24 protein-coding genes are annotated in these 25,333 nt (G+C 49.0%); 19 read left to right on the top strand and 5 right to left on the bottom strand.

The annotated features are described in order from the left end of the window. The first annotated feature begins 3 nt into the window (after positions 1-3). Entirely contained in the window at positions 4-675 is a 672-nt protein-coding gene (locus ACNA05_RS03560; protein WP_415809997.1) for a DUF2959 domain-containing protein, read from the top strand. Between the two features lie 25 nt (positions 676-700). Here the strand turns inward: ACNA05_RS03560 and ACNA05_RS03565 are convergent, their stop codons facing one another. Next, a complete protein-coding gene (locus ACNA05_RS03565) occupies positions 701-1,603 on the bottom strand; it encodes a DMT family transporter (protein ID WP_415809998.1) in 903 nt (300 codons plus the stop codon). 526 nt (positions 1,604-2,129) lie between these two features. On the opposite strand from ACNA05_RS03565, the gene ACNA05_RS03570 reads away from it, so the two are divergent. The 3 genes from ACNA05_RS03570 to ACNA05_RS03580 all read left to right on the top strand — a co-directional run bounded on the left by ACNA05_RS03570 (position 2,130) and on the right by ACNA05_RS03580 (position 6,135). Continuing rightward, a complete protein-coding gene (locus ACNA05_RS03570; protein ID WP_415809999.1) occupies positions 2,130-3,806 on the top strand; it encodes an AIPR family protein in 1,677 nt (558 codons plus the stop codon). A 753-nt stretch (positions 3,807-4,559) separates the two neighbouring features. Beyond that, positions 4,560-4,889: a hypothetical protein gene (locus tag ACNA05_RS03575; RefSeq protein WP_415810000.1), complete on the top strand. Its 330-nt coding sequence runs from the start codon at positions 4,560-4,562 to the stop codon at positions 4,887-4,889. 79 nt (positions 4,890-4,968) lie between these two features. Continuing rightward, positions 4,969-6,135: a BaiN/RdsA family NAD(P)/FAD-dependent oxidoreductase gene (locus ACNA05_RS03580; protein ID WP_415810001.1), complete on the top strand. Its 1,167-nt coding sequence runs from the start codon at positions 4,969-4,971 to the stop codon at positions 6,133-6,135. On the opposite strand, the gene ACNA05_RS03585 is transcribed toward ACNA05_RS03580, so the two are convergent. Then, the gene (locus ACNA05_RS03585) at positions 6,132-6,881 is read right to left on the bottom strand and encodes a sulfite exporter TauE/SafE family protein (protein WP_415810002.1); all 750 of its coding nucleotides are present in this window, start codon (positions 6,879-6,881) and stop codon (positions 6,132-6,134) included. The two genes, ACNA05_RS03580 and ACNA05_RS03585, sit on opposite strands and share 4 nt — an antisense overlap. A gap of 83 nt (positions 6,882-6,964) precedes the next feature. Between ACNA05_RS03585 and ACNA05_RS03590 the strand changes: the two genes are divergently transcribed. The 11 genes from ACNA05_RS03590 (at position 6,965) to ACNA05_RS03640 (ending at position 18,508) form a co-directional block, all read left to right on the top strand. Further along, positions 6,965-7,750: a 5-oxoprolinase subunit PxpA gene (locus ACNA05_RS03590; protein WP_415810003.1), complete on the top strand. Its 786-nt coding sequence runs from the start codon at positions 6,965-6,967 to the stop codon at positions 7,748-7,750. 22 nt (positions 7,751-7,772) lie between these two features. Continuing rightward, on the top strand, positions 7,773-8,447 hold the full coding sequence (pxpB, locus tag ACNA05_RS03595) for a 5-oxoprolinase subunit PxpB (protein WP_415810004.1): 675 nt from the start codon (positions 7,773-7,775) through the stop codon (positions 8,445-8,447). Beyond that, positions 8,444-9,391, top strand: a complete 948-nt coding sequence (locus ACNA05_RS03600) for a 5-oxoprolinase subunit C family protein (RefSeq protein ID WP_415810005.1) — start codon at positions 8,444-8,446, stop codon at positions 9,389-9,391. Before pxpB ends, ACNA05_RS03600 begins: the two co-directional genes overlap by 4 nt. Before the next feature lie 18 nt (positions 9,392-9,409). Next, on the top strand, positions 9,410-11,170 hold the full coding sequence (gene pabB / locus ACNA05_RS03605) for an aminodeoxychorismate synthase component I (RefSeq protein WP_415810006.1): 1,761 nt from the start codon (positions 9,410-9,412) through the stop codon (positions 11,168-11,170). Between the two features lie 54 nt (positions 11,171-11,224). Next, positions 11,225-12,193 carry a zinc transporter ZntB gene (locus ACNA05_RS03610; protein ID WP_415810007.1) on the top strand — a complete coding sequence of 323 codons (969 nt, stop codon included), beginning with the start codon at positions 11,225-11,227 and terminating at the stop codon, positions 12,191-12,193. A 72-nt stretch (positions 12,194-12,265) separates the two neighbouring features. Beyond that, complete coding sequence (locus ACNA05_RS03615; protein ID WP_415810008.1) at positions 12,266-12,982, top strand: hypothetical protein; 717 nt, start codon at positions 12,266-12,268, stop codon at positions 12,980-12,982. After that, positions 12,979-14,253, top strand: a complete 1,275-nt coding sequence (locus ACNA05_RS03620; RefSeq protein ID WP_415810009.1) for a hypothetical protein — start codon at positions 12,979-12,981, stop codon at positions 14,251-14,253. Before ACNA05_RS03615 ends, ACNA05_RS03620 begins: the two co-directional genes overlap by 4 nt. Further along, complete coding sequence (locus tag ACNA05_RS03625; protein ID WP_415810010.1) at positions 14,250-15,215, top strand: AAA family ATPase; 966 nt, start codon at positions 14,250-14,252, stop codon at positions 15,213-15,215. The genes ACNA05_RS03620 and ACNA05_RS03625 overlap by 4 nt, the downstream gene beginning before the upstream one ends. Positions 15,216-15,219: 4 nt before the next feature. Then, positions 15,220-16,578, top strand: a complete 1,359-nt coding sequence (locus ACNA05_RS03630; RefSeq protein WP_415810011.1) for a DUF58 domain-containing protein — start codon at positions 15,220-15,222, stop codon at positions 16,576-16,578. Next, positions 16,578-17,630, top strand: a complete 1,053-nt coding sequence (locus tag ACNA05_RS03635; RefSeq protein WP_415810012.1) for a stage II sporulation protein M — start codon at positions 16,578-16,580, stop codon at positions 17,628-17,630. Before ACNA05_RS03630 ends, ACNA05_RS03635 begins: the two co-directional genes overlap by 1 nt. Then, a complete protein-coding gene (locus ACNA05_RS03640; RefSeq protein WP_415810013.1) occupies positions 17,627-18,508 on the top strand; it encodes an RDD family protein in 882 nt (293 codons plus the stop codon). Before ACNA05_RS03635 ends, ACNA05_RS03640 begins: the two co-directional genes overlap by 4 nt. A gap of 31 nt (positions 18,509-18,539) precedes the next feature. Here ACNA05_RS03640 and ACNA05_RS03645 read toward each other — a convergent pair whose 3' ends face one another. Both ACNA05_RS03645 and ACNA05_RS03650 read right to left on the bottom strand, forming a co-directional pair. After that, positions 18,540-18,788, bottom strand: coding sequence for a helix-turn-helix domain-containing protein (locus tag ACNA05_RS03645; RefSeq protein ID WP_415810014.1), 249 nt, complete (start codon positions 18,786-18,788; stop codon positions 18,540-18,542). A gap of 303 nt (positions 18,789-19,091) precedes the next feature. Further along, positions 19,092-19,928 carry a WecB/TagA/CpsF family glycosyltransferase gene (locus ACNA05_RS03650; protein WP_415810015.1) on the bottom strand — a complete coding sequence of 279 codons (837 nt, stop codon included), beginning with the start codon at positions 19,926-19,928 and terminating at the stop codon, positions 19,092-19,094. Between the two features lie 88 nt (positions 19,929-20,016). Between ACNA05_RS03650 and ACNA05_RS03655 the strand changes: the two genes are divergently transcribed. Continuing rightward, positions 20,017-21,903 (top strand): ABCB family ABC transporter ATP-binding protein/permease, encoded by a 1,887-nt coding sequence (locus ACNA05_RS03655; protein ID WP_415810016.1) that lies wholly within the window; start codon positions 20,017-20,019, stop codon positions 21,901-21,903. Here the strand turns inward: ACNA05_RS03655 and ACNA05_RS03660 are convergent. Continuing rightward, the gene (locus tag ACNA05_RS03660; RefSeq protein WP_415810017.1) at positions 21,900-22,709 is read right to left on the bottom strand and encodes a porin family protein; all 810 of its coding nucleotides are present in this window, start codon (positions 22,707-22,709) and stop codon (positions 21,900-21,902) included. The genes ACNA05_RS03655 and ACNA05_RS03660 overlap by 4 nt on opposite strands. 220 nt (positions 22,710-22,929) lie before the next feature. Here ACNA05_RS03660 and ACNA05_RS03665 point away from each other — a divergent pair, with 220 nt between their 5' ends. From ACNA05_RS03665 to ACNA05_RS03675, 3 genes are read left to right on the top strand one after another with little or no spacing between them, the layout of a single operon-like run. Continuing rightward, a complete protein-coding gene (locus ACNA05_RS03665; protein WP_415810018.1) occupies positions 22,930-23,811 on the top strand; it encodes an SDR family oxidoreductase in 882 nt (293 codons plus the stop codon). Positions 23,812-23,813: 2 nt separating this feature from the next. Beyond that, the gene (locus ACNA05_RS03670) at positions 23,814-24,236 is read left to right on the top strand and encodes a DUF1330 domain-containing protein (protein ID WP_415810019.1); all 423 of its coding nucleotides are present in this window, start codon (positions 23,814-23,816) and stop codon (positions 24,234-24,236) included. A 10-nt stretch (positions 24,237-24,246) separates the two neighbouring features. Further along, the gene (locus ACNA05_RS03675; RefSeq protein WP_415810021.1) at positions 24,247-25,332 is read left to right on the top strand and encodes a DUF2855 family protein; all 1,086 of its coding nucleotides are present in this window, start codon (positions 24,247-24,249) and stop codon (positions 25,330-25,332) included. The last annotated feature ends 1 nt before the right edge of the window (position 25,333 follow it).

A 25,333-nucleotide genomic window follows, 5' to 3' on the forward strand; every position in this document is an offset into this window, starting at 1 on the left:
TTTATGCCGCAACCTAAAACGCCCCTCGCCCCTCTGATAAAATTCATTGGGCTGTTCTTAATCGCGCCCCTAATCCTCGCGAGCTGCGCGAGCGCTGCTTATAATATTCAGGAACGATTTGGGATTGAGAAACGGGACATCTTGGTTGACCGGGTCGAAAGCGCGGCAGAGTCTCAAGCGGAAGCCAAAGAAGAATTCGTCGACGCCCTCACCGCGTTCCGCGCTGTCGTAGCGGTAGACGCCGGCGAGCTTGAAGACACTTACGACAATATGAGCCGCGCCTATGACCGCGCCGAGAGCCAGGCCGATGACGCCCGCAACCGGGTCGACTCCGTCAAGCGCGTCGCCCGCGACTTGTTCAAGGAATGGGAAGAGGAACTGAGGCAATATTCAGATGCCAGCCTCCGCCGGAACTCAGAGCGTCAATTGCGTGACACGCAGCAACGATATGAAGGTATGGTGTCAAAAATGGACGCGGCCATCGCGTCGATGGATCCGGTCCTGACCGTGTTTAATGACCGCGTGCTCTATTTAAAACATAACCTCAACGCCCGCGCCATAGCCGCCCTCGGAACGGAAACGGCAGAGCTGGAAACAGACGTCGCGCGCCTCATCGCGGATATGGAACAATCCATAGCGGCGGCGGATGCGTTTATTAGTGAGATGAAGGGCTAAGCGTCAGGCGCGTCAAATTTCTAGTTTAGGATCCACCGCTCCCGAGCTTTTTCACAACCCCGGCGTCGGGCAAGGTTTTATTGGGACGCAGCGCAATAATAAGAACGCCGCCGAGGGAAATGGCTGACCCCAATATGAGCTGCGGCGTGATGGCTTCGTTCAATAAAACTATACTCAAAACAACGCCCCAGATCGGCGTCATAAGCGTCAGGGGTGACAATAGGGAAATGTCATATTTCTTTATGAGGTGATAAAAACCGCCATGACCAAAAATGGAAACGCCCACCACGGCGAAGGCTGTCGCGATCCAGACCCACCATCCTCCTGAAATATAGCTTCCCACCTGCCCGCGCTCTAACAGGGCGGAAACGACAAAAAGCGGCGCGAAAGAAAACAGGCCAATCCAGGCCTGACTTTGGAGGGCTGTGACAGGGGACATGCGTTTCATTAGAATACCGCCCACCGCGCCGACAAAGGCCGCCGCCCCAATATAGAGCAGACCGAAAGAGATGGAGAAGCTCCCGGGATCCACGGCAATGAGGAGGACGCCCGCAAAAGCCAGCATGATTCCCAAACCCCGTCGCCAGCCGATCGTTTCGCCTAAAAACGCCATGCTCATCAATGTTGCAAAAGGCACGCCCATTTGCCCGACCACGGCGGCCGCGGACGCTTCTGCATTTGCCAAACCGACAAAGAGCAATGCGAAATGTCCTGAACCGATGAAAAAGGAAATCAGAAACAAGGTTTTTAAATCTTTGGGAATGGGCCGTAAAAAAGGAAGGAGACAAAGCGCGACGCCAAGAAAACGGGCGGCAGCAAAAAAAAGCGGCGGGACAGCCGCGTCAAATACAACCCACCGCGTGACAACAATATTTAGGCCCCACACAAAGCAGACCGAAGATAAAAGAATGAAATCACGAAAATTCATTCGTCGAGCTTAGGATAATTTAAAGGTGAGCGCACCTATCTATACTCGCGATAGCGGATCTGAGCGCATACGCGGTCGTTAACGAATGGCCCGGTTTTTAATCCCAACTATAAGAAGCGTTATGAGGACCGATAGAACGGCCCAAGCAATCGCAATGGCGATGCTTAAAGGCATTATTGTATATAGGAGAGAAGGACCGTTTCCGGTTCGAAATTCCAAATAGAAAGTGTAAATGACGAGCGCCAACTCCAAAGCGGCGACCCCCCACATAAAAACAGGCTGAAAGACCTCAATGAACTGTGCTTGGAAATCTCGCTTGTGCCCCATGGCCAAATCTATACCACGGAATTTTTATTCTTCAATGCTCCAAGAAGTCCTCTAAGGGCACGTTAGTAAGAGAACTGGAAACCCCAAAACAGGGCGCTCAAATATCTAGCTCCCAAATTGGTTGAGGGTTTGTCTATTGCTTTGTAAGATTGAGTTCTTCAATACAATAATAAACGTAGAAATCACGAGAAAAATTAGAATGAAAAAAACTGATCTAGAATTTGTCCATTTGAAACGTAGATTGGAAGACGAAGTAAATGACGGAAAACCCACGCACAAAAAATTTCTTCGTTGGTTTCTTTTGTATGTTTTAGGTATTGATGAAACTGCTGCTGATGACGCAATTTGCGACGGTCCGAACGACAAAGGAATTGATGGAATATTTGTTGACGATGACAATGAAGACATTATCTTCATGCAATCAAAGGTCAAAGAAAGATCCAAATCTAAAATTGGTGACAAATTTATAAGGGAATTCCACGGAAGTTACTCCCACTTGAACACGTCGAAAACTATAAAGAAATTTATGGAGGGCACACCAAATCAAGATCTCGCCAAACTTATAAATGATAAGAAAATTGGAGAACTCATTGATCGTGGGTACACCGTAAAATCGATGTTTATAACAAACAGTGAATTAAATACGGTAGGCAAAGAACAAGTGGCACTTCATCCTGAGATGCAAATATTTGATGGAGAAAGAATAGCCGAGCAATATCTAGGAAATGATAAAGTTTCTGGTGTCACAGGTAAATTTGAGTTTTCTTATGATTCTGACCCTCTAGAGTATGCTGCCAACTCAAAAGTAAATCAAATAGTTATAATGGCGAAAGCGACAGAACTGGTTGCATTACCAGGTATCGATAGCAATAAACTATTTGACCTCAATGTACGAAATCCACTCGGAAATACTAAAGTAAACAAGGGGATCCGAGATTCGATAAAGGTTAAAAACGAACATAGAAATTTTCCGTTATTTCACAACGGCATAGTAGTCGTTTGCAATAAGATGAAAGTTGACTCCGATGCTGATCAGCTGATTATTAATGATATAGCCGTTGTAAATGGCGCTCAAAGTTTGAAGCAACTTTACTTGCATAAAGAATTGCTAACCGATGACCTTAAAGTTTTAACACGCTTTATAAATGCTGGGCTAAAGTCAGATTTAGCAAACAAGGTAACTGACAGAACTAATAGTCAGAATGGCGTAAAGGCACGAGATAAACGCTCAAACGATTTGACCCAAACAGCTCTAGAGAGACAGGTTAAAAACCTTAATCTTGGCTATATATACGATATTCGACGTGGCTCTACTCTTGTATCTGGCGATATCATTTCAAACCAAAAAGCAGGGCAGCTACTTTTAGCTTTTGACAGAAAAGAGTCTTACGCAACTCATCTGATAAACAACATTTTTGACGGAAAGTATGTCGATATTTTTAATCGGAATATTGTTGATGGAGCGAGAATAGTCGCACTTCATGAACTATATAAAACTGTAGAAGATGCATGTGAGGCGATGTCCAATAAAGCTTTGGGTTCATATGCTCAAACAAAGTACCTTTTATTAAAAACGCTAAGAGATATTTTTGAGAGCGAAGAGTCTAGCGTCGACCTATATAAAGACCTCGGGGAAATTGTCAAAAATGGAAAGGTCGACGGTTTGAAGGAGATTGCATCAGTATTGTTGGAGGACTTGGTGGTAGACTTAGAAGAAATTGATGCTGATGTGGCAAATTTAGATAACTTTAAGTCCGATTTAAAAAATAGCCGGATATGTGAAAAAATCTCTGCCAACCTTCTGAAAGAGCGAAAGAGGTTAGTTAAACGTGGGCGCGCTGACAGCTTGGAAGATTTAGTTGAAGAATATCTTTGAGGTGCTTTTCAAGCCTTTCATTGTGTAACATTGAACCCAACATTTTTATTGTTCACTATGAAGATATGTTTTTAATCCCCGTCATTGCAAGACCCCGTTCTTGCAATCCATCTCCTTCTTGTGCGACTAAGGTCATGGGGTACGAGGCGTGTGATTACGTTGGTTTATTATATCCCTACCGTGATCGATTTACGGAATTGATGGATGATGGATTACAAGAACAAGTCTTGTAATGACGAGAAAATATACGCTTTTCGAAGTTCGTCCGCATTTATCGGATTGAAAGCCCTCGCCTTTTCAATACCTTATAAAATTTTCAGAGAGAATGATCCTGACTCTCCAATTTGCCGCTATATTCAAACTCGTTCTTTTGCTTATGGACAGGAAGACGTCACCTTCTGGAGCAAGAGACGGCGGGACTGAGCGACCTTTCGTGACAGAGGGGTGTGTGCCGGGTCACCGAGAGTGGGTTAGCCTGCCTACCGCGTCCAGGAGCTGTAAACGGCTTCGTACCGGCGTGACTGTGGGAGAATTGTAAGAGGCCGCTCCGGTTCCAACCGCTGCCGCGGGGTTTGCGCCCTTGCGAAACATATAGTTATCACGGTCTCCGGCAAGGGGGCCGACCCCGCGGGCTGTCCTCCCCTTTTGGATATACCCTTCGCCGCGCGCTTGATCGCCGGTCGGCATTTCCGCCTGGCATTTTCTTGCCCAAATCCTAATCGCCTCCCTTAATCCCAACCTGAAAGGAACCCCATGTCCCGAGCCAATATTCACAATATTTATATCGGTAATTTTCAAGAAGAAATCGTCGGAAAAAAGCTTCAGTCCAAGAAAGACGCCCACGCCAAAGAAAAGGAAAGGTTTCAAAAGAGCCGGAAAAAATCGAAACGATCCGCCCCGCGTCAGCCACAATATACAGCCTATGAAGATTTGCCGCCGCCAAATCCGGAAGAGCGGGAAAGATTTCTTGAACGGCTGGACGATATGGTCGGCGCGATGATGATAGAAGAAATTGAGGAGAAAGCCCAAGCCAAGCAAGCCTATTTCGACTGGCTCCTGCAATTTGCCGATGACTGGCCGTAAAAATGACGGGCCGTAAGGGGATCGTGGATATGGAAGGCAGCGCTTGCCAAAGGCGTCCACCCTCCCCTAAACGCCCCCTATGTCCTATGATACAATCATTATCGGGGCCGGCGCGGCTGGCCTCATGTGCGCGGGTCGGGCAGCCCAGCGCGGTCTGTCGGTTCTTTTGATCGATCACGCCGAAAGACCGGGAGAGAAAATTAGAATTTCCGGTGGGGGGCGGTGTAATTTCACCAATCTACATTCCGGGCCGGGAAACTTCATTTCCCAAAACCCGCATTTTGCCCGTTCAGCCTTGGCAAGATATACGCCGCAGGATTTTATTGACTTGGTCAATCGCTATAAAATTGACTGGCACGAGAAAACAAAGGGACAATTATTTTGCGACGGACCGAGCCAGCAAATAATCGATATGCTTCTGGAAGAAGCGAGCGGCGCGGAAATCCGCCTCTCCACCGAAGTGCTCGGCGTCGAGAAATTCGAGGAAGGGTTCCTCGTCACCACAGACCGGCAGTCATTGGAAACGCGCTCTGTCGTCATTGCGTGCGGCGGGCCGAGTATTCCGAAAATGGGGGCCACACGGTTCGGCTATGAACTCGCAAAACGGTTTGAACTGCCGCTGGTCGAACCTGTCCCCGCCCTTGTGCCGCTCACATTCACCGACCAACTCAAAGAGATGATGGCGTCGCTCTCCGGTGTTTCTGTTAATTGCCGCGTCACTCATACGGATCAGCTATTCGAGGAGGCTTTGCTCTTTACCCATCGCGGCCTGTCCGGCCCGGCTATTTTGCAAATCTCGTCTTATTGGTCGCCGGGGGACGCGATAGAGATCAACCTCGCCCCAGACGTGGATATTCTGTCCGAGCTCAAATCCGCGCGAATGGAAACACCAAAAGTCAGTCCGGAAAACTGGCTCGGGCAATATTTGCCGAACCGTCTTGCCGCCTATTTCGCCTCTCAGGTCAAACAAGTTCGCCTTGCCGATATGTCGGATGCCGCGCTTAACAATCTCGCCCTCATGGTCAATCACTGGCATGTCCGCCCCGGAGGGTCCGAAGGGTTTCGCAAAGCGGAAGTTACCAAAGGCGGCGTCGATACGGCCGTTCTCTCTTCGAAAACCATGGAGGTGAAATCCGTGCCGGGACTTTATTTTATCGGGGAAGTGGTCGACGTCACCGGGCATCTCGGCGGGCACAATTTTCAATGGGCCTGGGCCAGCGGGGTTGCCTGTGCAGAGGCGCTTTAAACAAATCCATCATAAAGGAGCTTGCACCCCGTCACGAAAATCAGGGTATAAATAATTCGGTAAAATATCTTTTGATCAATCCGTTTCACCAGCCACACGCCGAGCAGAACGCCCACCGGGGCGAGAGGAATCAGCATAGCGGAGGTTTTTAAATTAACCGCATCAAACTGCCCCAACGCTGCATAGGGAATGAGCTTGACGAAATTAACGACAAAGAAAAACATAACCGCCGAACCTGCATAAACGCGTTTCTCCAGACCTTGCGGAAGGGCGTAGGCTTGAAAGGGCGGCCCCCCGGCATGGGCGATAAAGCTGGTGAACCCGGCGACGCCTCCGGCAAAAGCGCCGAGCGGTTTGTTGCCTCTCACCCCGGCCCCCGGCGCCCATTTGAACAGAGACGACCCGACCGCATAGACAGGAAATAAAATCGCCACCAATCCGACGCAGAGGAGAACGACCTGTTCATTGACATACCCCGCTAACAGACCGCCAATGGCAATACCCGCAATTGCGCCCGGCAAGGTGACTTTCAAAAGGTCTTTATTCCAGGTCTTGCGGTATGACCAGACACTCACCCAATCCATGACAATCAAAATCGGCAAGAGAATGCCTGCGGCTTGAATGGGGGAAATAAATAGCGCCATAATCGGCACAGCAAACAGGGCCAGCCCGCCAAACCCGCCTTTGGAAATGCCCGTAATCAATGTCGCGACAACCGCCGCCGCCCAAAATAAAGGAGACTCCATTATACGTCCTCATTCATCATACGCCCTCATGACAACTGAATTTCCCATAGTCTATTGCTTATTCACGCGCTAAGAGTCGCCATATGAAGTTTATCGACCTAAATGCCGATGTTGGAGAAGCCGATACGCCCGAATGGGCAGACGCCGAGGCCGAAATTCTGCGCTATGTCACCTCTGCCAATGTTGCGTGCGGCGGCCATGCCGGGGATGACCAAAGCATGCGAAAAACAGTCAGGGCGGCCAAAGCCAATGGCGTGGTTATTGGCGCGCATCCTGCTTATCCGGATAAAGAAAATTTCGGGCGGCAATCACTGAAATTAGGAACAGATATTTCGTCAGAAGATCTAGAGGCCGCGCTAAAGCAACAAATTCTGCGATTAAGGGAAATTGCCAGAGAAGAAGGCGTAAGCGTCTCCTACGTCAAACCGCATGGGGCGCTTTATAACGACTCGGTTCAAGACGCCCGCAAAGCTGATTTAATCGCTAAAGTCATTTCGAAAATTGACTCTGGACTGACGCTTTTGGGTGGGCCGAATTCCGAGATGAAGCGAGCGGCAGAAAACTATAACTTAGGCTTTGTCGCCGAAGGATTTATTGATCGGCGCTATACAAATGAGGGACATCTCCTAAGTCGTTTCAAGGAGGGCGCCGTACTGGAAACGGATGAGGCGCGGATAGAGCAGGCTTTAGGTCTGGCGATAGAACAGAAAGTCTTTACGGATAGCGGCGACAGCCTAGCGATACACGCGGGCTCTCTTTGTCTTCATGGCGACAGCCAAGGGGCCATTCATACCGCTCAAAAAGCACGAGCCGCCCTTGAACAGGCAGGAATAAAAATTCAAGCTTTCATCTCCCAAACCGGGGCCTGAAAGAAAACGACAAGAGCACTGAATGGCGTCTAAATTAATCCCCCGCATCCGGCCCTTTGGCGATAACGGCATTTTAATATGCTATGACGTCAAAGGCTATTCTGAAACGGCGTGCAAAACCGTGCATGCCCTCGGCGAAATTTTGCGTGGACAGGATAATATATGGACGAATGTTATCCCTGCTTACGATAGCCTCATGGTGACGTTTAATCCTATGGTGACAGAAGCTGCCGAAGCTCTTCGAAAAGTAGAGGAAGCCTATGAAAAAATCTCAAAGCGCTTCCCCCGAACGAAAACGCGCGTAATTGAGGTTCCTGTTTATTATGGCGGTGAAAGTGGGCCGGATATCCAAAACATTTGCAAGTCTTCCAAACTTTCAGAAGATCAGGTTATCAAGCGTCACAGTAAAATCACTTACCGAGTCTGTTTGATGGGCTTTATTCCGGGCTTTGCGTTTTTGTCAGAGACAGACAAAAAACTGCACCACCCGCGCCATGAAACACCTCGCGGTCTCGTGCCTCCGGGATCCATTGGAATTGCGAATTGGCAGACGGGCATTTACGGGCTCGAAAGCCCAGGCGGCTGGCAAATAATCGGCCGGACGCCTTTATCTGTTTTCGACCCGAAACGTGAAACTCCCTTTGCTCTGAAAGCAGGCGATATGATCCGGTTTGTTCCTCAAGGAGCTCCGTCATGAGCGAGCCTGTTCTGAAAATCCTCAAAGGCGGCACGCAAACCACTTTGCAAGACGCCGGACGCCCCGGTTATCGTCATCTCGGTATTCCCAAAAGCGGCGCTGCGGACAGGCTCTCTTTTGCTCTCTCCAATTACCTTGTCGGCAATCCATGGGATGCGCCCGCTTTGGAATGTACTTTAGGAGGGCTTCATATCCGTTTTCTCAAGACATCACGGATTGCGATTTCCGGCGCGGATATGAAAGCGCAAATCAACGGTATGAATGTCGGTATGAATCGCTGCGTGCCTGTCGAGCCTGGTGATATCCTGACCTTCAGCTTCGGCCGTGTCGGATGCCGCGCCTATATCGCCGTGGAGGGCGGCCTGAAAGGCGAGAGCTTTATGGGGTCTGTTTCGACCTATATTCCGGCAGGGTTCGGCGGGTTAGAAGGCCGCGCCTATCGCGCCGGGGATGAAATCTGTTCGGCGGAGCTGGAAGCAACCGGTCCGAAAAGCCTGCCTTTTGGCTACGCGCCTCGTTTATCGCGGCATATCGTTCTTCGGGCCCGATCCGTCACGGAATGGGACTGGCTGAGCCCGGCGGCGCAGCGCTACATGTACACTTCTCCTTTTCACGCTACAGCCGACACAGACCGAATGGGCGCCCGGCTAAGAGGCGATAAAATTGATCTGGTCGAGAAGAAAGACATGGTCAGCAGTCCAATTTTACCGGGCACATTGCAAATTCCACCGAACGGACAACCTATTTTGGCTTTGATTGATGGGCATTGTACAGGGGGTTACCCCCGCGCTCTGCAGGTCATTACAGCTGATCTTTGGTTATTAGGTCAAATCGCGCCGAGCTCCCCTGTCAGTTTCCGGCGGTGTTTCCCCGAAGACGCCCCTGTCATTTTACGCGGGCGAAACGCCTTCTATGAAGGCCTTATGCCAGGGTTCAGGTTTTAAGGCTCGTTTCTCTCCACCATGACATTTGACTTCCAAAACCCCTATGTCTTGCTGGACGATCAGACGACCGGGATCACACGGTTTTTTTCCGAGCTTGTTGATATTATCCAAGCGAACCATCCAGATGAGATTAACGCGGCTTTTGAAGCTATAGATCACTATCAAAAAACCGGGCACTATCTCGCTGGGTTTATATCTTATGAACTTGGTTATACTTTAGAGGCCAGCCTGCGGCATTTATGGCGGGACGAAGCCGCGCCCCTTTTGACTTTGGGCGTTTTTAAATCTCCTCCCACTCCGGCTCCGGGCGACCTCCTCTACACCGCTCAATGCCCAGAGGTGAGCCTGACGCCGTCGTGGTCTCTAGAAGAATACACAAAGCGCTTCCATAAAATTCAATCCTATTTGCGCGACGGGGATATCTATCAAACTAACCTGACCTTTCCGCTGACGGGCGAAAGCGAGGCTTCAGCCCCTGAACTCTATGCAGCCTTCCGCCGAACTCAACCCGGCCGATACGGCGGAGTTGTCAGTTTGGGCGGCGCAGAAATTATCAGCTTTTCCCCTGAATTATTTTTCGAAAAAACGGGTCAGTTAATGCGAATGCGGCCGATGAAGGGCACGCGACCCAGACTAACCGACGCGGTCTCCGACCTCGCTCTGCTGCAAGAAATGCGAGCGGAGCCAAAGTCGCAAGCCGAAAATTTGATGATTGTGGATTTGCTACGCAATGATCTCTCTCGCTTATGCGAACCCGGAAGCGTGAAAGTACCAGAGCTTTTCACTTTGGAAACTTATCCGACTCTTCATCAAATGACGTCGCAAATTGAAGGCCGTCTGGCTGGGACCAAAAACTGGCGGGAGATTTTCACAGGACTTTTCCCCTGCGGGTCTATCACGGGCGCGCCTAAAATACGGGCTATGGAAATAATTCACGAATTAGAAAGCCAAAACCGCGGCCCTTATTGCGGGTCCATCGGATATATCTCTCCAGAGGGTGACGCTTGTTTTAATGTTGCCATCCGAACCTTACAAAAATCGGGACATCAAATGCAATATGGCGTTGGCAGCGGCATAGTTTTGGACAGCGAAGCCGAAGATGAATATCGAGAATGCCTTCTCAAAGCCCGCATTCTAACGTCCACTCAAAAAGGCTTCTTCGAAACCTTTCGATGGGATCCAGAGACCGGATATTGTCGACTAGATGGGCATAAAAAGAGGTTTCTCAAGGCCGCCAAAGCTTTCGACGTTAAAATATCGTCTGATGAGATAGACCATCTATTGCAAAGGCAGATTTTTAAAGAAAACCAGACGCCCCATCGAGTCCGACTTTCCTATACTCCGTTGACAGGTCTGACTCTGGAGGCAGTCCCCCTTCTCGATCTCATACAGCCATTAAAACTTTCCCTGTCGCAATACGCTCTCACTCCTCAGCGCCAAACCACAAATCACAAAGTTGGCGCTCGAGATTTTTATGACGGAGAAAGAAAAAGACTCCAGTCTTTAACCGGGTGTGATGAAGTTCTCTTCCTTGATGAGTTGAATAACCTTTGTGAAGGCAGTTTCACCTCGCTATTCATTCAAGAAGGCAATAAATTAATTACACCCTCCTTGCCAGGACCGCTACCTGGGGTATTGCGCGCAGAGTTAATAGCGCAAGACAAAGCTATTGAAGGGACGATTACTCTTTCTCGGGTTTTATCCGCCGAGGCAGTTTATGTGGGCAACTCCTTAAGAGGTTTAATCCGCGCGGAATTGATTGACTATGCCTCACACTAACATTGCTTGACCAGGTTATTTACCCGCCTAAAGTGTAAGAAAGGAACGAGTTTTATGGATTGTCTTCTCTACGCATTTCACATTGATAAAACGGGCAAAGGCACTCAGCTTCCTGTGGATGTAATCCCGAAGCCTCCTAAGAGTGACGAAGGTTTTATTTGGTTGCATTTTGATCGCCGGAACCCTCAAACCCGGCAGGTTCTCATTGATGACAAAATGGTTGATGATGTCGCGACCCGGACCCTACTTGCCGAAGATAGTAGACCCCGAACCATTATTCGCGGAACGGACGCACTTATTAATTTACGCGGCATAAATTTAAACCCCGGAGCAGAACCAGAAGACATGATTCCGCTCCGTTTCTTCGCCCAAGATAATCGGGTCATCACCGTCTGCGGTCGCGTATTAAAAGCGACAGAAGACAGGGTTCGGCAATTACAAAATCAAAAAGTCTCGGCGACCCCCGGAGGGTTTATAGCAGGTTATGCCTTGGCCCTCTCTGATAGAATGGCCCCGACCATTACGGATTTGAACGAACAAATAGATACACTCGAAGAAATGCTGGACGCGGACAGAGATGAGGAGGCCGCCTCGCAAGTTTCTGAATTTCGAAGAGAAGCTATCATTTTGCGGCGGTATTTGGCCCCTCAACGCGACGCATTGAATGTTCTGTCCGCCCAGTCCTTGCATTGGATTTCATCTGATGATCAATTGCGGCTTCGAGACGCCGCGGATCAAGCGACACGAATTACTGAAGAACTCGAAGCCGTGCGGGATCGTTGTGCCATTGTGAAAGACCAACTGACCGACATGCGAGCCGAGGAAATGAACCGTAACATGATGATTTTATCTGTCGTGGCAGCTATTTTTCTGCCTCTGGGCCTGGTTTCAGGGATGATGGGAATCAACGTTGGGGGAATGCCCTGGGTCGAAACAAATATGGGGTTTTGGTACGTTACGGCTATAGTCTTAGGTATAGGGGTGGTTCAGCTCATCGCCTTTCGTATCATGAAATGGATTTAGCCGGGTTTGATGTTCCGGGTTTTAATAGGCTTTGTTTTGTTCTGCGCGGCTCTTTTTATGTCGGGGTCGATCATGGGCCAAACGGCCTCCTCCGAAACGCCGCGCCCGCAAACAAACGCAAATATTAAGCCAGCAGATATCTCAAACGCCGAATTTGAGAGGGCCTTTCGAACTCTTAAATCTCAAGATCAGTTGCAATTTGAATTAGCGGAAGCCCCTCCGCCGCCAAAACTAGACTGGTTAGAGAGATTCTTAGAGCCAATTTTCAAATTTCTAGGAAACCTCCTCCCTCTTTTTACAATTCTGTTTTGGGCATTTATCGCCCTCGGGATTACCCTTCTTTTATATATTATCGGAAAGGCGCTTTGGGATTTTCGGCTCCATAGGTTTAATCGCGACAAGAAAAATGCAGAGACCTCGTCTCTTTATCGCCCATCTGAGATAAGAGCGCGGGTATTGCTGGCCGCCGTCGACGCGTTGGCCGCCAAAGGCCTGTTTGCCGAAGCGGTTCATCAGCTTCTTTTTCGGTCTATTCAAGATATTGCAGTGGCGAGACCCAATGTCATACGCCGGTCTTATACCTCGCGAGAAATTGCCGGTTTATCTGCATTAACGCCTGAAACCCGGACCGCATTTTCTCTTATCGCCGCCGAAGTGGAGAAATCACATTTTGGGGGGCGGGCGTTAAACGAGGAGGTCTTTTTACGCTGCAGGAAAGCCTATGCCCAATTTGCGGTATCGGAACCGTCGGATGAGACGCTTCCGATAACTGAAGGAGCCCCGGCATGAGTATTGCAAGTGGCTCACAGATTCACGAAACGGGCAATGACAACCGCCTGATGAGCACAGGTCTGATTATCGGTCTGGTTCTCATCGGGTTATTTTCTTTTTCCGCTCTTATGGGGCTGATGGGATATGCCGACGACATTCGTGACAAGAACAATGGCCAAGCCCACGCAATATCTAATTCAGCCATTGGCTTTGTTGGCTTGAAAGTTTTGCTAGACGAGACAGGGCAGAACACCTCTCTTGACCCCAACGAAGCCTCGCACTTTAGTGGTGATAGCCTTCGGCTTTACACGCTGACCTCTGCGTTCCAAACTGACGCTCTGGATGAGTTAAACCCAGAATCGACTAAGCTCATTATTCTCCCGAAGTGGAATGTTGCGCCTGTTCCAAAAGTAGCAGGTTGGGTCAGGAAAGCCCCGTTCGGAGAGATCGTAAGCCAGGAAACCCTCGCGTCTAATTTGGAAGATTTTGCAGGGGATGTAACTCTGTCACAAGCCGATAATAAAGACGAAACTATTGCAAAGTCGTACCGCTTGGCATTGGCTGAAACAGGCGCGACTTATACCAATCGCTTTCCAAGGCTTCAGACGATTAAAGGCTCGCAATTGGACGCCGTCCTGACCACGGAGTCCGGCGATATCCTTTTGGCCAAACTCAAAGGGTCACAAAGCTATATTTTATCAGATCCCGACCTTCTGAATACATCGGGATTGAACACACGTTCAGGGGCGCGGTTTGCTCTCGACATCCTCAACTATATTTCGGAACGCCACCAGACAGATCACTATGTGTTTGACCTGTCACTGCATGGGATCGGCGGGCGACAAAATATGATTAAGGTCTTTACCCAACCTCCGTTCCTGGGAATTACCTTTCTGATAATAGTAATGTTAATTCTAATCGCTTGGCAGGCGTTTCTTCGCTTTGGTGATGCAAAACGCGGCGCCGCCGAAGATTTTGGAGAGGATTTTCACATGGGGCCTCAGTCTTTGACACGCACGACGGCTGATTTTCTAGCGATAGCCCGCCGCGAGGCAAGCTTGGGTGATCATTACGCAAACCTTATCCGCCAACAGGCTCTAAAGGCTCTTCACTTACCGGGAAGTGAAGCCGTGGCCCGTCAAGAAGCTTTAAATAAACGCGAGGATAAGAAATCCTTGCAACCCACATTTTCTGAGTTGAAGAAACAGGCTCAATCCGTGACGACGCGGCACGACATGTTAAAATTAGCAGACGCCCTACAGGACTGGAAAAGGAAGATTATTTCATGAATGATGTAAAGTTAGAGGCCGTTGAAAGCCTGGCGGAAAAGCTTCGAACAGAGATTTCCAAAGCCATTATCGGGCAAAAAGAGACCGTTGATTTGATGTTGGTCTCCCTCTTGTCAGGGGGACATGTTTTGCTGGAAGGCGTGCCCGGAACCGCTAAGACTTTCCTGGCTCAGGTTTTTTCTCATGCAATGAAACTTGATTTTGGACGCATCCAGTTCACACCAGATTTATTGCCCGGCGACCTGATCGGGACAAATTTATTTAATTTTCAAACCTCTGAGTTCTCGCTCATCAAAGGCCCGATATTTTGCGACCTGCTTTTGGCCGATGAAATAAACCGGACACCGCCCAAGACTCAGGCGGCTCTCTTGGAGTCGATGCAGGAACGACAAGTCACAATTGACGGAAATGCTCACCCCCTTGGTAAGAATTTCATGGTTATCGCCACGCAAAACCCTATTGAACAGCAAGGGACCTACCCCCTCCCCGAAGCACAACTCGACCGTTTTCTTTTCAAACATGTCCTCGACTATCCAAACCGAGACGAAGAAATAGAAATTATTCAGCGCCACGGGTCGCAAAGCGGAACGCCGGATCTCAAATCATTGGGCGTCAAGCCTATTGCGACGGCCGCCTCTATCAAGGCAGCAAAAGCTGTTATTCCCGACATTAGGCTCGGGGAAGATATTACGCATTACATTGTAGACCTGGTTCGCGGCACACGCAGCAATCCTTTGTTTGAGACAGGAGCTTCGCCGCGCGCAGCCGCCATGATTGCCATCGCGTCACGGGCGAAAGCCGCTCTAAATGGCCGGGATTTTGTTATTCCGGATGATGTAAAAGCAATAGCACTTCCCGCCCTGCGCCACCGCGCTATCTTATCCCCAACCGCAGAAATCGAAGGACGCAGCGCAGATGCCGTGATTACAGCCGTTATCGAGCAGACGGAAGCCCCGCGATAGTCACTTGGCGGCAAAGTCGAATATCTCGCGTTTCGCGCTCTATCCTACCGCCCGCGCGGTATGGCTTTTGGCGTTGGGTTTGCCTGTCGCTTTACTCATCGCGGTTCTTTTCCCGTCGATATGGGCGATAGGGGCCGCTTGGGCCGCCGCGATTATAGGGTTAATTCTTCTAGATACGACTTTGGCGGTTTCCAGCAAGTATATGCGGCCCGAATTGAAAATATCTCCACGCCAATATGTTGGCTCTACTCAAACCTCTGTTTTTGAATTGCCCGACTTCAAAGGACGTTTGCCGCGTGAGGCGGAATTCAAACTAACTTCAAATGACCGGTTGGACGTATCGCCCGAAACCGCCTCGCTTAACGTCAGTGAAGGCACGCCCCGCATTGCCTTTGATTTACACGCTAAGCGACGCGGCGAAGCTGTCCTCAACCGGCTTTGGAGCCGCTGGCAAGGGCCTCTTCGCCTGATTTGGATGCAAAGATGTGATCCTCTAGAGTATTCGATTGCGGTTGTGCCGGACACGCAGTTGGTCAAGGACACGGCAATTGATTTCTTCTCCCGGGACGCTGTTTTTGGACAAAAAATTCAGAACTTGCGAGGGGAAGGGTCAGAGTTTGATGCGCTATCAGAATTTCTCCCGGGCATGGATAAGCGCGCCATCGACTGGAAACACTCTGCCCGGCACAACACCTTGCTTGCGCGGGAATACAGAACAGAACGCAATCATAATATCGTCTTTGCGCTCGATAGCGGCTATTTGTTGTGTGAAGATATGGTCGACGAAAGTGGTCATAACCTGACCAAGCTGGACCGCGCTATCTCGGTGGCATTGGTTATGGGCTATGTCAGTTTAAAACTCGGAGATCGTGTCGGCATTTATAGTTTTGATAAGACACCGACTTCTTTTACTCCGCCTGTTTCCGGCCCCGCCTTATTTTCGAGGTTGCAAAGCGAGACGTCTAAAATTGATTATTCCCACGAAGAAACTAATTATGCATTCGGATTATCTTATCTGGCGCAAAAATTAAAACGAAGAAGCCTTGTCGTGGTCTTCACCGACTTTATTGATACGACACAGTCTGAATTAATGCTCGAAACTATGACGCGACTCGTTAAAAAGCACCTCGTCATATTTGTAGCCTTTCGCAATCAACCTCTCAGCGCCTTAACGCAGATAGAGCCGCAAACGGCGGATGACGTTAGCCGGGCGGTGATTGCTCAAAGCCTATTGTCGGAACGAGAAATTGTACTCGCTAAGCTATCCCGGATGGGCGTCGATGTCATAGATGTCGATCCCGATACTCTAAATGCGGATGTCGTGAACCGCTATCTTGATTTAAAAAGTAGAGACGCGATCTGATGAGAGACTTCAGCCCCGCACCAGCCAGTCAGTCTGAACTGGATATCGCCAATCAGTCCTTAAAGTCTGAACGCTTTAGAGAGCTGCGTATGGCGCAATGGGCCCAATTAGAAGACTTGCTCAACCGCATGGATAAGCGCGGCATTCGAAGTCTCGATACTCAAGACATATTAGACCTCCCGAAGTTATATCGTGGTGCCCTGTCGGCATTATCTGTTGCTAGAGCCACTTCTCTAGACCAAAACGTGATCGCTTATTTGGAGAGCCTCTGCACCCGAGCTTATTACCGCCTCTATGGAACTCAGGCGGGTCTCGGCAAACGCATCATCGCTTTTTTAAGTCGAGACTGGCCTCAAGCTGCAAAACGGCTCTGGAAAGATACGGCCATATCTGCCCTTCTTATTCTCATTTCAACAATCGCCGCCTATTTCCTCGTCCAAAGTAATCCTGACTGGTTTTACAGTTTTGTAGATGCGGGCCTTGCAGGCGACCGTACCCCGGCGGCTTCGACGGAAGCCTTGCGATCTACTCTTTATGACAGACCCAACGACGAAACAGGGCTAGGTATATTCGCAAGTTATTTATTTTCAAATAATTCCCGTGTTGCAATTTTTGCCTTTGCTCTAGGGTTTGCCTTTGGCATTCCGACGATATTTTTCATGTTAAGCACAGGCTTTATGCTTGGCGGCTTCATTGGTTTATTTGCCTCTCGGGACTTAGGGTTTGAGGTTGGTGGATGGCTGATTATCCATGGGTCGACAGAAATTTTCGCGATTATTCTTGCCGGGGGGGCAGGCCTCCATATTGGCCGGGCGATTGCCTTTCCCGGCTCTTTATCGCGAACGCAGTCTGCGGCCTTAGCGGGTAGAACCTCCGGTCTATTAATGGTTGGGGTTGTTCTCATGCTATTAGGCGCGGGGCTCTTGGAAGGCTATGCCCGCCAGCTAATAACCAGTGACGCGCTCAGATATAGTATCGGGATCGGCCTGCTCACCCTTTGGATGATGTATTTATATATCCCTCGTAGCCAGAAGGATCCGACGGCGCGATGAACGAAACGCTCCAACATAACGCCCAAATCAAATCAACGGATCGCCGGAGTTTGATAACTCCGGAGGGGATTGACCTTCAAATACAGCTTGCTGATGTAGGGGCGCGTATCGGCGCAATTGTAATTGATCTTGTTATTATCAATATCGCCTTGGTTCTTGGTTTTTTCGTCTTTGTTCTGGCCGGCATTACGGTAAACCCAGAAGTTGCTATCAGCCTCTATATTGTTTTCGCCCTGTTCTTGCGGAGCTTTTACTTCCTCGCCTTCGAGATGGGGCCAAAAGCGGCGACCCCCGGTAAACGAATGATGAAAATCAGAGTGGCCGCACGCAATACAGCTATTGGTCAGGCCCGCCTATCCGCCAACGCTATATTTGCGAGAAACGCCTTACGGGAAATCGAAATCTTCCTGCCGCTTTCATTTCTAATGGCAAATACCGAAAGCGTTGACGGGTTGGTAGGTTTACTCGGCCTTATCTGGAGCGGGCTATTTTTGCTTTTCCCTTTATTCAATAAGGACCGCTTACGGGCCGGAGATCTGATCGCCGGCACTTGGGTTGTCCGAGCTCCGAAACCCCTTTTAGGACGTGATTTGGCGAAACAAGATAGCCATAAAGTCTACACTTTTTTATTTTCCGCCGAACAAGTCGAAGCTTACGGCATTCATGAACTCCACGTTCTTGAAACCGTTTTACGCACGAACAAAGCCGCCACCTTGCAAGAGGTCGCCGACCGAATTCGGAAAAAAATAAAATGGGAAAAGTCCGTACAAGAAAATGACCGAGACTTTTTGAGTGCCTATTACCGCGCTCTCAGAAAACGACTAGAGGCCCGCTTAATTATGGGCGTCAGGCGCAAAAATAAGTTCGATGCGCGGTAATTAAGTTCGATGCGCGGTAATAGAGAATAAATCAGGCGACTTTGGACGTCTCTTCAATATTAAAAAAGTCATTCGGCATTTTATCAAAAACTTGGCAAATAGCGTAGAGACGGCTTGCAGAAATGCGGTTTGTTCCGCGCTCATATTTTTGAATTTGCTGAAACGTCACGCCGAGAGAGTCTGCGAGGTCTGTTTGCGTCATTGACGCATCTTTACGCAATTGTCGGAGATATCTACCAATATGCTGGTCGATATGATTAGGGTTTCTTGGATTGGTCATTACTATGTCCCGTCAGTTATTAAATGCACATGCGCCTTTTTCACATGTGCCTAGGCCATTCTATCTACTTAATAGAAAGAATGGTAGGCCGACCGGGGTCGGTCTGAAATTATTAACGATATAAATACCGTTATCGCTGACTTAAATCACTTTAAGCTAAATTCCAGTCGTAATTGTGCTAGGTACACTTAAATTTCAGACACAATCACGTGAAATTCCCCTGATAACGGGAGCTGAACGACAGCTTTACCTCTTATTTGACGAATATTGAGCGACTGATGACAATAAAGGCTCTTTCGGGAATCAAGAGGTTTTACGCTTGAAAATCCACCTTATCCAAAGATAGAATATTTTTGGGGCCTCTAGCAGGTACCGCTTCCAGAGTCGCTTAGGCTCGCTCCCCAAGCGAAATAGCCATTCCAGACGCATATTTTGCATCCATTTTGGCGCGCGTTTGGTCCGTCCGCTCAAGAAGTCAAGAGATGCGCCGACACATAGCCCTAACCCGACACAATCGCCCCGTTCCAGACAGGCTTTCGCCACCATTTCTTGTTGCGGAGACCCGACACAAATAAATGTATATCGAGCCGGATGTTTTGCAACGAATTCTGCTGCGTCGGCAATCGCCTGCGGCTTATAACGCATTCCCATGGGCGGTTGATGTATATTGACTTTATCCAATCCATAAATCGACTTGACGGTTTCAACAATCTCTTCATCCGCGCCGATGATATTAATTTTGTCTTCCGATGTAATGACATTGTCGAAAAGTTGCTGAGTAAGGTCGGATCCTGGCACAGCCTTGAGAGGAATACCGGATATCGCTGCCAGTAACTCCAATATACGGGAATCGCAAACAGACAGCCAAGAGGCTTCGTAAAGTGGTTTAAAAACTTCCGGTTCTTTGGCCAAACGAACAAGATGGTCCACATTGGGGGTTACGATAAACCGAAACCCGTGATTCATAGTCATCCATTTAGCACGAGCCAGAGTTTGCATGGGCGTTAAAGGATCAAAGGTTGCCCCAATGAAATCATAAGATCGTTGGTTAATTCGCCAGTCCACTTGTCCATCGCGTTGTTCCAGTCTTCTGTCTTCACCTCGCGGCACAGGGGGTACAATATGTTTTGTGGCGCCCATCACGTTCTTACTTTCTTCTCGTTTTCATTTCCAATCTTTACCAAAAGAGAGTTAGGATTGGGTTTACAAGACAGCCTCTGCCCCCCACATGAACGGAATGTCGAAAGCCCTGCCCGAAAACCATTCCGCCGAGACTGATGGCTCGGCCCCCTCTCCGATTGGGTTTGACCAACGCATTGAGGCAATGAAAGAAAGACCAATCGGGGAGCAATTGAAGAGCCTCTTACGCTTAAAGCCTTACCTCTGGCCAGATGGCAATTGGGCTTTTAAATTCAGGTCTGTCCTAGCCATTCTTCTGACAATTGCCGGAAAATTTGTTCTGGTAGGAGCCCCTTTCGTCTTCGGCTACGCCGTCGACGCCGTAAGCGAATCAAAAAGTGCAGGTGATGACTGGACGGCTATCTGGGTTGGGGTGATTGGATTTATCTTAGGCTATGGGGCCTTGAGGTTGTTTTCTGTCATGCTCACAGAAGGACGTGAATATATATTCGCTCCTGTCGCCCAATTTGCGCAGCGCAGTATTGCGACAGGCACCTTTAAACATATGCACAGACTGTCCTTGCGCTTTCATTTGGAGAAACGGACAGGCGGGCTGACGCGCATTATGGAACGCGGCGTAAGGGCCATTGATTTTCTCTTCCGCTTTCTGCTCTTTAATATCGGTCCGACGCTTTTGGAGCTAACCATTGCGGCTATCGCTTTCTGGCTAGCTTATAATGGCGGTTTCGCCATTATCGCGGTTGTGGTGGTTACAGGTTATATCATTTTTACGATCTTGACGACGGAGTGGCGTCTTAAATTCAGACGGGAAATGAACAAGCGCGATACAGAGGCGGCCGGGAAAGCCGTAGACAGCCTGTTGAACTATGAAACCGTCAAATATTTCTCTGCTGAACCATTTGAAATCAACCGCTACGACAAAGCTATGGAAGGCTACCAGGAAGCCGCCATTCGGTCTCGAACCTCTCTAGCTACAGTCAATATTGGTCAGTCACTGATAATGAATGGCGGGTTGGTCGCCATAATCTCCCTTGCCGCTTATAATATCATTTCTGGCGATATGAGCATCGGGGATATGACCGCCGTCATGCTGGTTATGACCCAGCTCTACCGCCCGCTCAACATCCTTGGTTTTGCCTACCGTGAAATTAAACAGGCCCTGACCGATCTCGAAAAAATGTTCATATTGATGGATCTTAAACCCGAAATAAATGACAAAAATGGCGCCCGTCTGGCGAAAGACCTGAAGGGTCATATCGAATTTGATCATGTCAATTTCCATTATGATGAAGACCGCAAAATATTGGACGATATCTCTTTTGAGATGCCGTCGGGAAAGACCCTCGCCGTTGTCGGCCCGACCGGCGCGGGCAAATCAACATTGTCACGCATCCTTTTCCGGTTTTATGACATTAGCGCGGGTCAGGTAAAAATTGACGGCGTCGATATTCGAGATTTTACGCAAGACAGTTTGCGTCAAGCTATCGGAATTGTTCCTCAAGACACAGTTCTGTTTAACGACACGATTGGGTATAATATCGCTTATGCCTATCCGGAGGCCAGCCAAGTCGATATTGAACGAGCGGCCAAGGACGCTCAAATTCATGATTTTATTATGAGCCTTCCCAAAGGTTATGAAACTGTTGTCGGGGAACGCGGATTGAAATTGTCGGGTGGAGAAAAACAACGCGTCGCGATTGCCCGTACCCTTTTAAAAGATCCGGCCATTCTGATATTAGATGAGGCAACGTCTGCGCTCGATAGCGCCACGGAACGCGAAATTCAAACGGCGCTTGATAGGGCGACAACGGGCCGGACAACTCTGGTCATTGCCCATCGTCTATCGACCATCGTGAAAGCCGACAACATTCTTGTCATGGAAAACGGCAAAATAAAAGAGCAGGGCACCCACCCTGCCCTGCTCTCTAAAAATGGTCTCTACGCCGCGCTGTGGGCGCAGCAAGAAGACGCTTAGAATTTACGCGAATATCCGAGAGAAATTGCGTCCATATCGCCGTTATCCACTTCATATCGTGTATAGTCGAGACGAATAGCGCTGCGCGGCGAAAACGCATATTCCGCTCCGGCGCCGTAGGCAAATCCGTCGAGATCGTCAGAAAACTCAGTTGTTACGCCAGCTGTCTCCGTGTCCGCAGAAACGCCCGTTAGATGATATCCGCCTCTGGCATGAACGGAAAAACCTTTTGCCAAGGGTAGTTTCGCACGGGCAAATGCCCCGACCGAGTAATCTACACCTGACTCCACGGTTGTCGCACCAACAACATCTTCGTTGTCCGAAACGCCAAAAGAACCTTCAACTTCAGCCCCTAAAATTCCAGAAGATTGATATCCCAACCGCGCCTGAATTCCGTAGCTATCTGTGCCTTCGTCATAATTAACGAGGCCCAAATTCCCATATCTATATCCATGACGGACTTTGTGACCATACGCGCCCCGAAGTTTAGGGCTATGGCCGTAACCTGCACTGGTGTGGCTCTTTTCAACTTGAGTCCCGTAAGCGTCATATGAAGGCTGATGCGGTGCATGCCCATAATTATGGCTCGGTTTACTATTAACTGAATATGTTGCGCTTGGCGCACACCCGGCAGAACTACAAATTAGATCGCCTTGAGTTGAGACGCCTTGCGCCTGATAACTTCCACTGTGATGGGCGTATGAGGCTCCATTATAGCCGAATTCTTGGTTTTGCGGGCCATAACTACAGGCAGTTACAACGGGCGCCAGTAAAAGAGCCGGAATAAGTTTCAAAGAATATCGCATGTCATAAATCCCAGGTTTTAGGTCGTCAAAATCTTACGCTGGGACGTTTGTGACAGAAGATATTTAAATTTCGGTGAGCGCCGCGTTAAGGTTATGCTAAGTATGTTTTGCCGTTTTGGCATTGCCCTTATACAATTCTGAGGGATAAACCATTGCTGATAACGCTTGCTGCCTTGGCCGTTCCTGTTACCTTTTTATCAAAATTATAAAGAGGGAAATTATGTCATTATCCGGAAAAACAGTTTTCATGTCAGGCGGATCCCGAGGGATTGGATTGGCTATGGCTAAAAAATTCGCCGAAGACGGCGCCAATGTCGCCATTGCCGCCAAAACGGCGGAGCCTCACCCCAAACTTGACGGCACGGTCTATACGGCCGCCAAGGAAATCGAAGACGCCGGGGGGCAAGCCTTGCCTATTGTCTGCGATATTCGGGATGAAGACGGCGTGCGCGACGCTGTAAAGGCCTGCGTCGATAAATTCGGCGGAATTGATATCTGTATCAATAATGCGAGCGCCATATCCTTAACGCCGACGCCGAATACGACAATGAAACGCTATGATCTGATGAACCAGGTGAATGCGCGCGGCACGTTCTTGGTCTCTCAATCCTGCCTTCCTTACTTAAAGAAGGCCGACAATCCGCATATCGTAAACATTGCGCCGCCCTTAGATATGAAAGCAAAATGGTTCAAAAATCACGTCGCCTACACCATGGCAAAATACGGAATGAGCCTTTGCACGCTTGGCATGAGTGAAGAATTTAGACCCGACGGTATTGCAGTGAACTCCCTCTGGCCTATGACGTCGATTGATACGGCCGCCGTTCGGAATGTCCTCGGCGGAGACAGTATGGCCAAGATGAGCCGCCTACCTGAAATTATGGCAGACGCCGCTTATGTTTTGCTCAACAAGTCTGCGAAAGATTTCACCGGCAACTTTGTCATTGATGAGTTTATACTGGCCGAAAGCGGCGTCACAGATTTCAGTGTTTATACACATCCCGATTATAACGGCCCGCTCGCCGCAGACTTTTTCGTTCCCGATGATTTTCTGGCAAAATCAAAGTCTAAAGTCATGCAACATCCGGGATATAAGGATTAATCATGGCTACTTTGAACGCTATCGATCCGACCCCTGAACAAATTAAAGCCTTTCTAGGAGACAGCGCGGAAGGCGAACCTGTTTTTATGCTCAATCTTTTGAAGTTTAAAGACAAGGCGACTTATAGAGACAGAGAAGATGTGTCCGGCGCCACAGCTTACGGCAGATATGCCAAAGCTTTTTCTGCTATGCTATCTGATCTTAACCTTGAAGGTGTCGAGACTGTTTACAGTGGCCACGCCCATAACTTTTTGATTGGCGATGGCGAGGGTGAATGGGATGCCATCGCTGTCGTTCGATATCCTGACGCGAAAACAATGTTCGAAACCGTTAGCTCTGACGCATACCGCAAGTTCCATTATCATCGCAAAGCCGGGCTGGACGGGCAGCTTTTAATTCGCTGTGATGATGAAAACGTATTTTAGAAAATCCATAATGACACAAACACTACTCGTAAATAAATCTGATTTCTCTGACGTCTCAGTCATCACTCAGGACGCCGATCCGCTCGCGGACGGCTTCATTCGCTGCCAAGTTGGTCCGTGGGCGCTCACCGCGAATAACGTGACCTATATGGTCACGGGCGACAGGATTGGATATTGGAATTATTTTAGGCCTGACGCCTATGGCATTGACATTGAGAGCCACGGGCGGATGCCGGTTTGGGGTTTTGCCGAAGTCATTGAGAGCGAATGCGAAGGCGTTAGCGCGGGGCAAAAGATTTACGGTTTCTTCCCAATAGTTGACAAATTCGATATCCAGCCTGTCAGTGTCTCGCCGATGGGATTTCAAGACGGAAATGATCACCGCACGAAATTACACAGCATTTACAATCGATACATATTTACGGACGCCGACCCGTCATTCGCGAAACATGAGGATCTACAGCCCATATTACGCCCCCTTTTTACAACGAGCTTTCTGATTGATGATTTCCTCGCCGAAAAAGACTATTTTGGAGCAGAGCAAGTTCTTATCCTCTCCGCCTCGTCCAAAACCGCCCTCGGTACAGCCTTTTGCGCGAAACAACGCGGCGTAATTAAAGTTGCGGGCCTCACGTCAGAGGGAAATAAGGATTTCACGGAAGGCACGAGCTTTTATGATAACGTCGGGACCTATGACATCATCACCGATTTGAACCCGGATATTAAAACCGTCGTGGTGGATATGTCCGGCAATGGAAAAGTCCTTTCGACAGTTTCCGATCATTTCAAAGAAAACCTAAAGTATGTTTGCAAGGTCGGTCTGTCACACTGGGAGGCTGCCGCCAAATCTGCTCCCAAACCTTCTGCCCCAACGGAGTTTTTCTTTGCCCCTGATCAGGCGAAAACACGGATTGCGGAATGGGGCGGCGCAGGTTTTGCCGAAAAACTCGGTGAACGCTGGATGCCTTTTTTGGAAAGCGCAAGTGACTGGCTCACGGTAGAAAAATCAACCGACATGGCTATGATGCTCAAAACCTATCAAGATGTTTTGAGCGGGGATGCGTCCCCCAAAAAAGGCTTTCTTTTTTCTCTCTAGG

This window comes from Litorimonas haliclonae (assembly GCF_965138505.1).
GTDB classification, from domain to species: Bacteria; Pseudomonadota; Alphaproteobacteria; order Caulobacterales; family Maricaulaceae; genus Litorimonas; species Litorimonas haliclonae.

What these genes read in the sequence shown, in the direction of transcription:
- ACNA05_RS03590 (WP_415810003.1), top strand. Translation starts at nt 6,965, where the DNA reads ATGAAGTTTATCGACCTAAATGCCGATGTTGGAGAAGCCGATACGCCC.
- ACNA05_RS03625 (WP_415810010.1), top strand. Translation starts at nt 14,250, where the DNA reads ATGAATGATGTAAAGTTAGAGGCCGTTGAAAGCCTGGCGGAAAAGCTT.
- ACNA05_RS03645 (WP_415810014.1), bottom strand. Translation starts at nt 18,788, where the DNA reads ATGACCAATCCAAGAAACCCTAATCATATCGACCAGCATATTGGTAGA.
- ACNA05_RS03565 (WP_415809998.1), bottom strand. Translation starts at nt 1,603, where the DNA reads ATGAATTTTCGTGATTTCATTCTTTTATCTTCGGTCTGCTTTGTGTGG.
- ACNA05_RS03570 (WP_415809999.1), top strand. Translation starts at nt 2,130, where the DNA reads ATGAAAAAAACTGATCTAGAATTTGTCCATTTGAAACGTAGATTGGAA.
- ACNA05_RS03665 (WP_415810018.1), top strand. Translation starts at nt 22,930, where the DNA reads ATGTCATTATCCGGAAAAACAGTTTTCATGTCAGGCGGATCCCGAGGG.
- ACNA05_RS03620 (WP_415810009.1), top strand. Translation starts at nt 12,979, where the DNA reads ATGAGTATTGCAAGTGGCTCACAGATTCACGAAACGGGCAATGACAAC.
- pabB (WP_415810006.1), top strand. Translation starts at nt 9,410, where the DNA reads ATGACATTTGACTTCCAAAACCCCTATGTCTTGCTGGACGATCAGACG.
- ACNA05_RS03660 (WP_415810017.1), bottom strand. Translation starts at nt 22,709, where the DNA reads ATGCGATATTCTTTGAAACTTATTCCGGCTCTTTTACTGGCGCCCGTT.
- ACNA05_RS03560 (WP_415809997.1), top strand. Translation starts at nt 4, where the DNA reads ATGCCGCAACCTAAAACGCCCCTCGCCCCTCTGATAAAATTCATTGGG.
- ACNA05_RS03575 (WP_415810000.1), top strand. Translation starts at nt 4,560, where the DNA reads ATGTCCCGAGCCAATATTCACAATATTTATATCGGTAATTTTCAAGAA.
- ACNA05_RS03615 (WP_415810008.1), top strand. Translation starts at nt 12,266, where the DNA reads ATGGGCCAAACGGCCTCCTCCGAAACGCCGCGCCCGCAAACAAACGCA.
- ACNA05_RS03670 (WP_415810019.1), top strand. Translation starts at nt 23,814, where the DNA reads ATGGCTACTTTGAACGCTATCGATCCGACCCCTGAACAAATTAAAGCC.
- ACNA05_RS03585 (WP_415810002.1), bottom strand. Translation starts at nt 6,881, where the DNA reads ATGGAGTCTCCTTTATTTTGGGCGGCGGCGGTTGTCGCGACATTGATT.
- ACNA05_RS03610 (WP_415810007.1), top strand. Translation starts at nt 11,225, where the DNA reads ATGGATTGTCTTCTCTACGCATTTCACATTGATAAAACGGGCAAAGGC.
- pxpB (WP_415810004.1), top strand. Translation starts at nt 7,773, where the DNA reads ATGGCGTCTAAATTAATCCCCCGCATCCGGCCCTTTGGCGATAACGGC.
- ACNA05_RS03580 (WP_415810001.1), top strand. Translation starts at nt 4,969, where the DNA reads ATGTCCTATGATACAATCATTATCGGGGCCGGCGCGGCTGGCCTCATG.
- ACNA05_RS03650 (WP_415810015.1), bottom strand. Translation starts at nt 19,928, where the DNA reads ATGGGCGCCACAAAACATATTGTACCCCCTGTGCCGCGAGGTGAAGAC.
- ACNA05_RS03600 (WP_415810005.1), top strand. Translation starts at nt 8,444, where the DNA reads ATGAGCGAGCCTGTTCTGAAAATCCTCAAAGGCGGCACGCAAACCACT.
- ACNA05_RS03640 (WP_415810013.1), top strand. Translation starts at nt 17,627, where the DNA reads ATGAACGAAACGCTCCAACATAACGCCCAAATCAAATCAACGGATCGC.
- ACNA05_RS03635 (WP_415810012.1), top strand. Translation starts at nt 16,578, where the DNA reads ATGAGAGACTTCAGCCCCGCACCAGCCAGTCAGTCTGAACTGGATATC.
- ACNA05_RS03655 (WP_415810016.1), top strand. Translation starts at nt 20,017, where the DNA reads ATGAACGGAATGTCGAAAGCCCTGCCCGAAAACCATTCCGCCGAGACT.
- ACNA05_RS03675 (WP_415810021.1), top strand. Translation starts at nt 24,247, where the DNA reads ATGACACAAACACTACTCGTAAATAAATCTGATTTCTCTGACGTCTCA.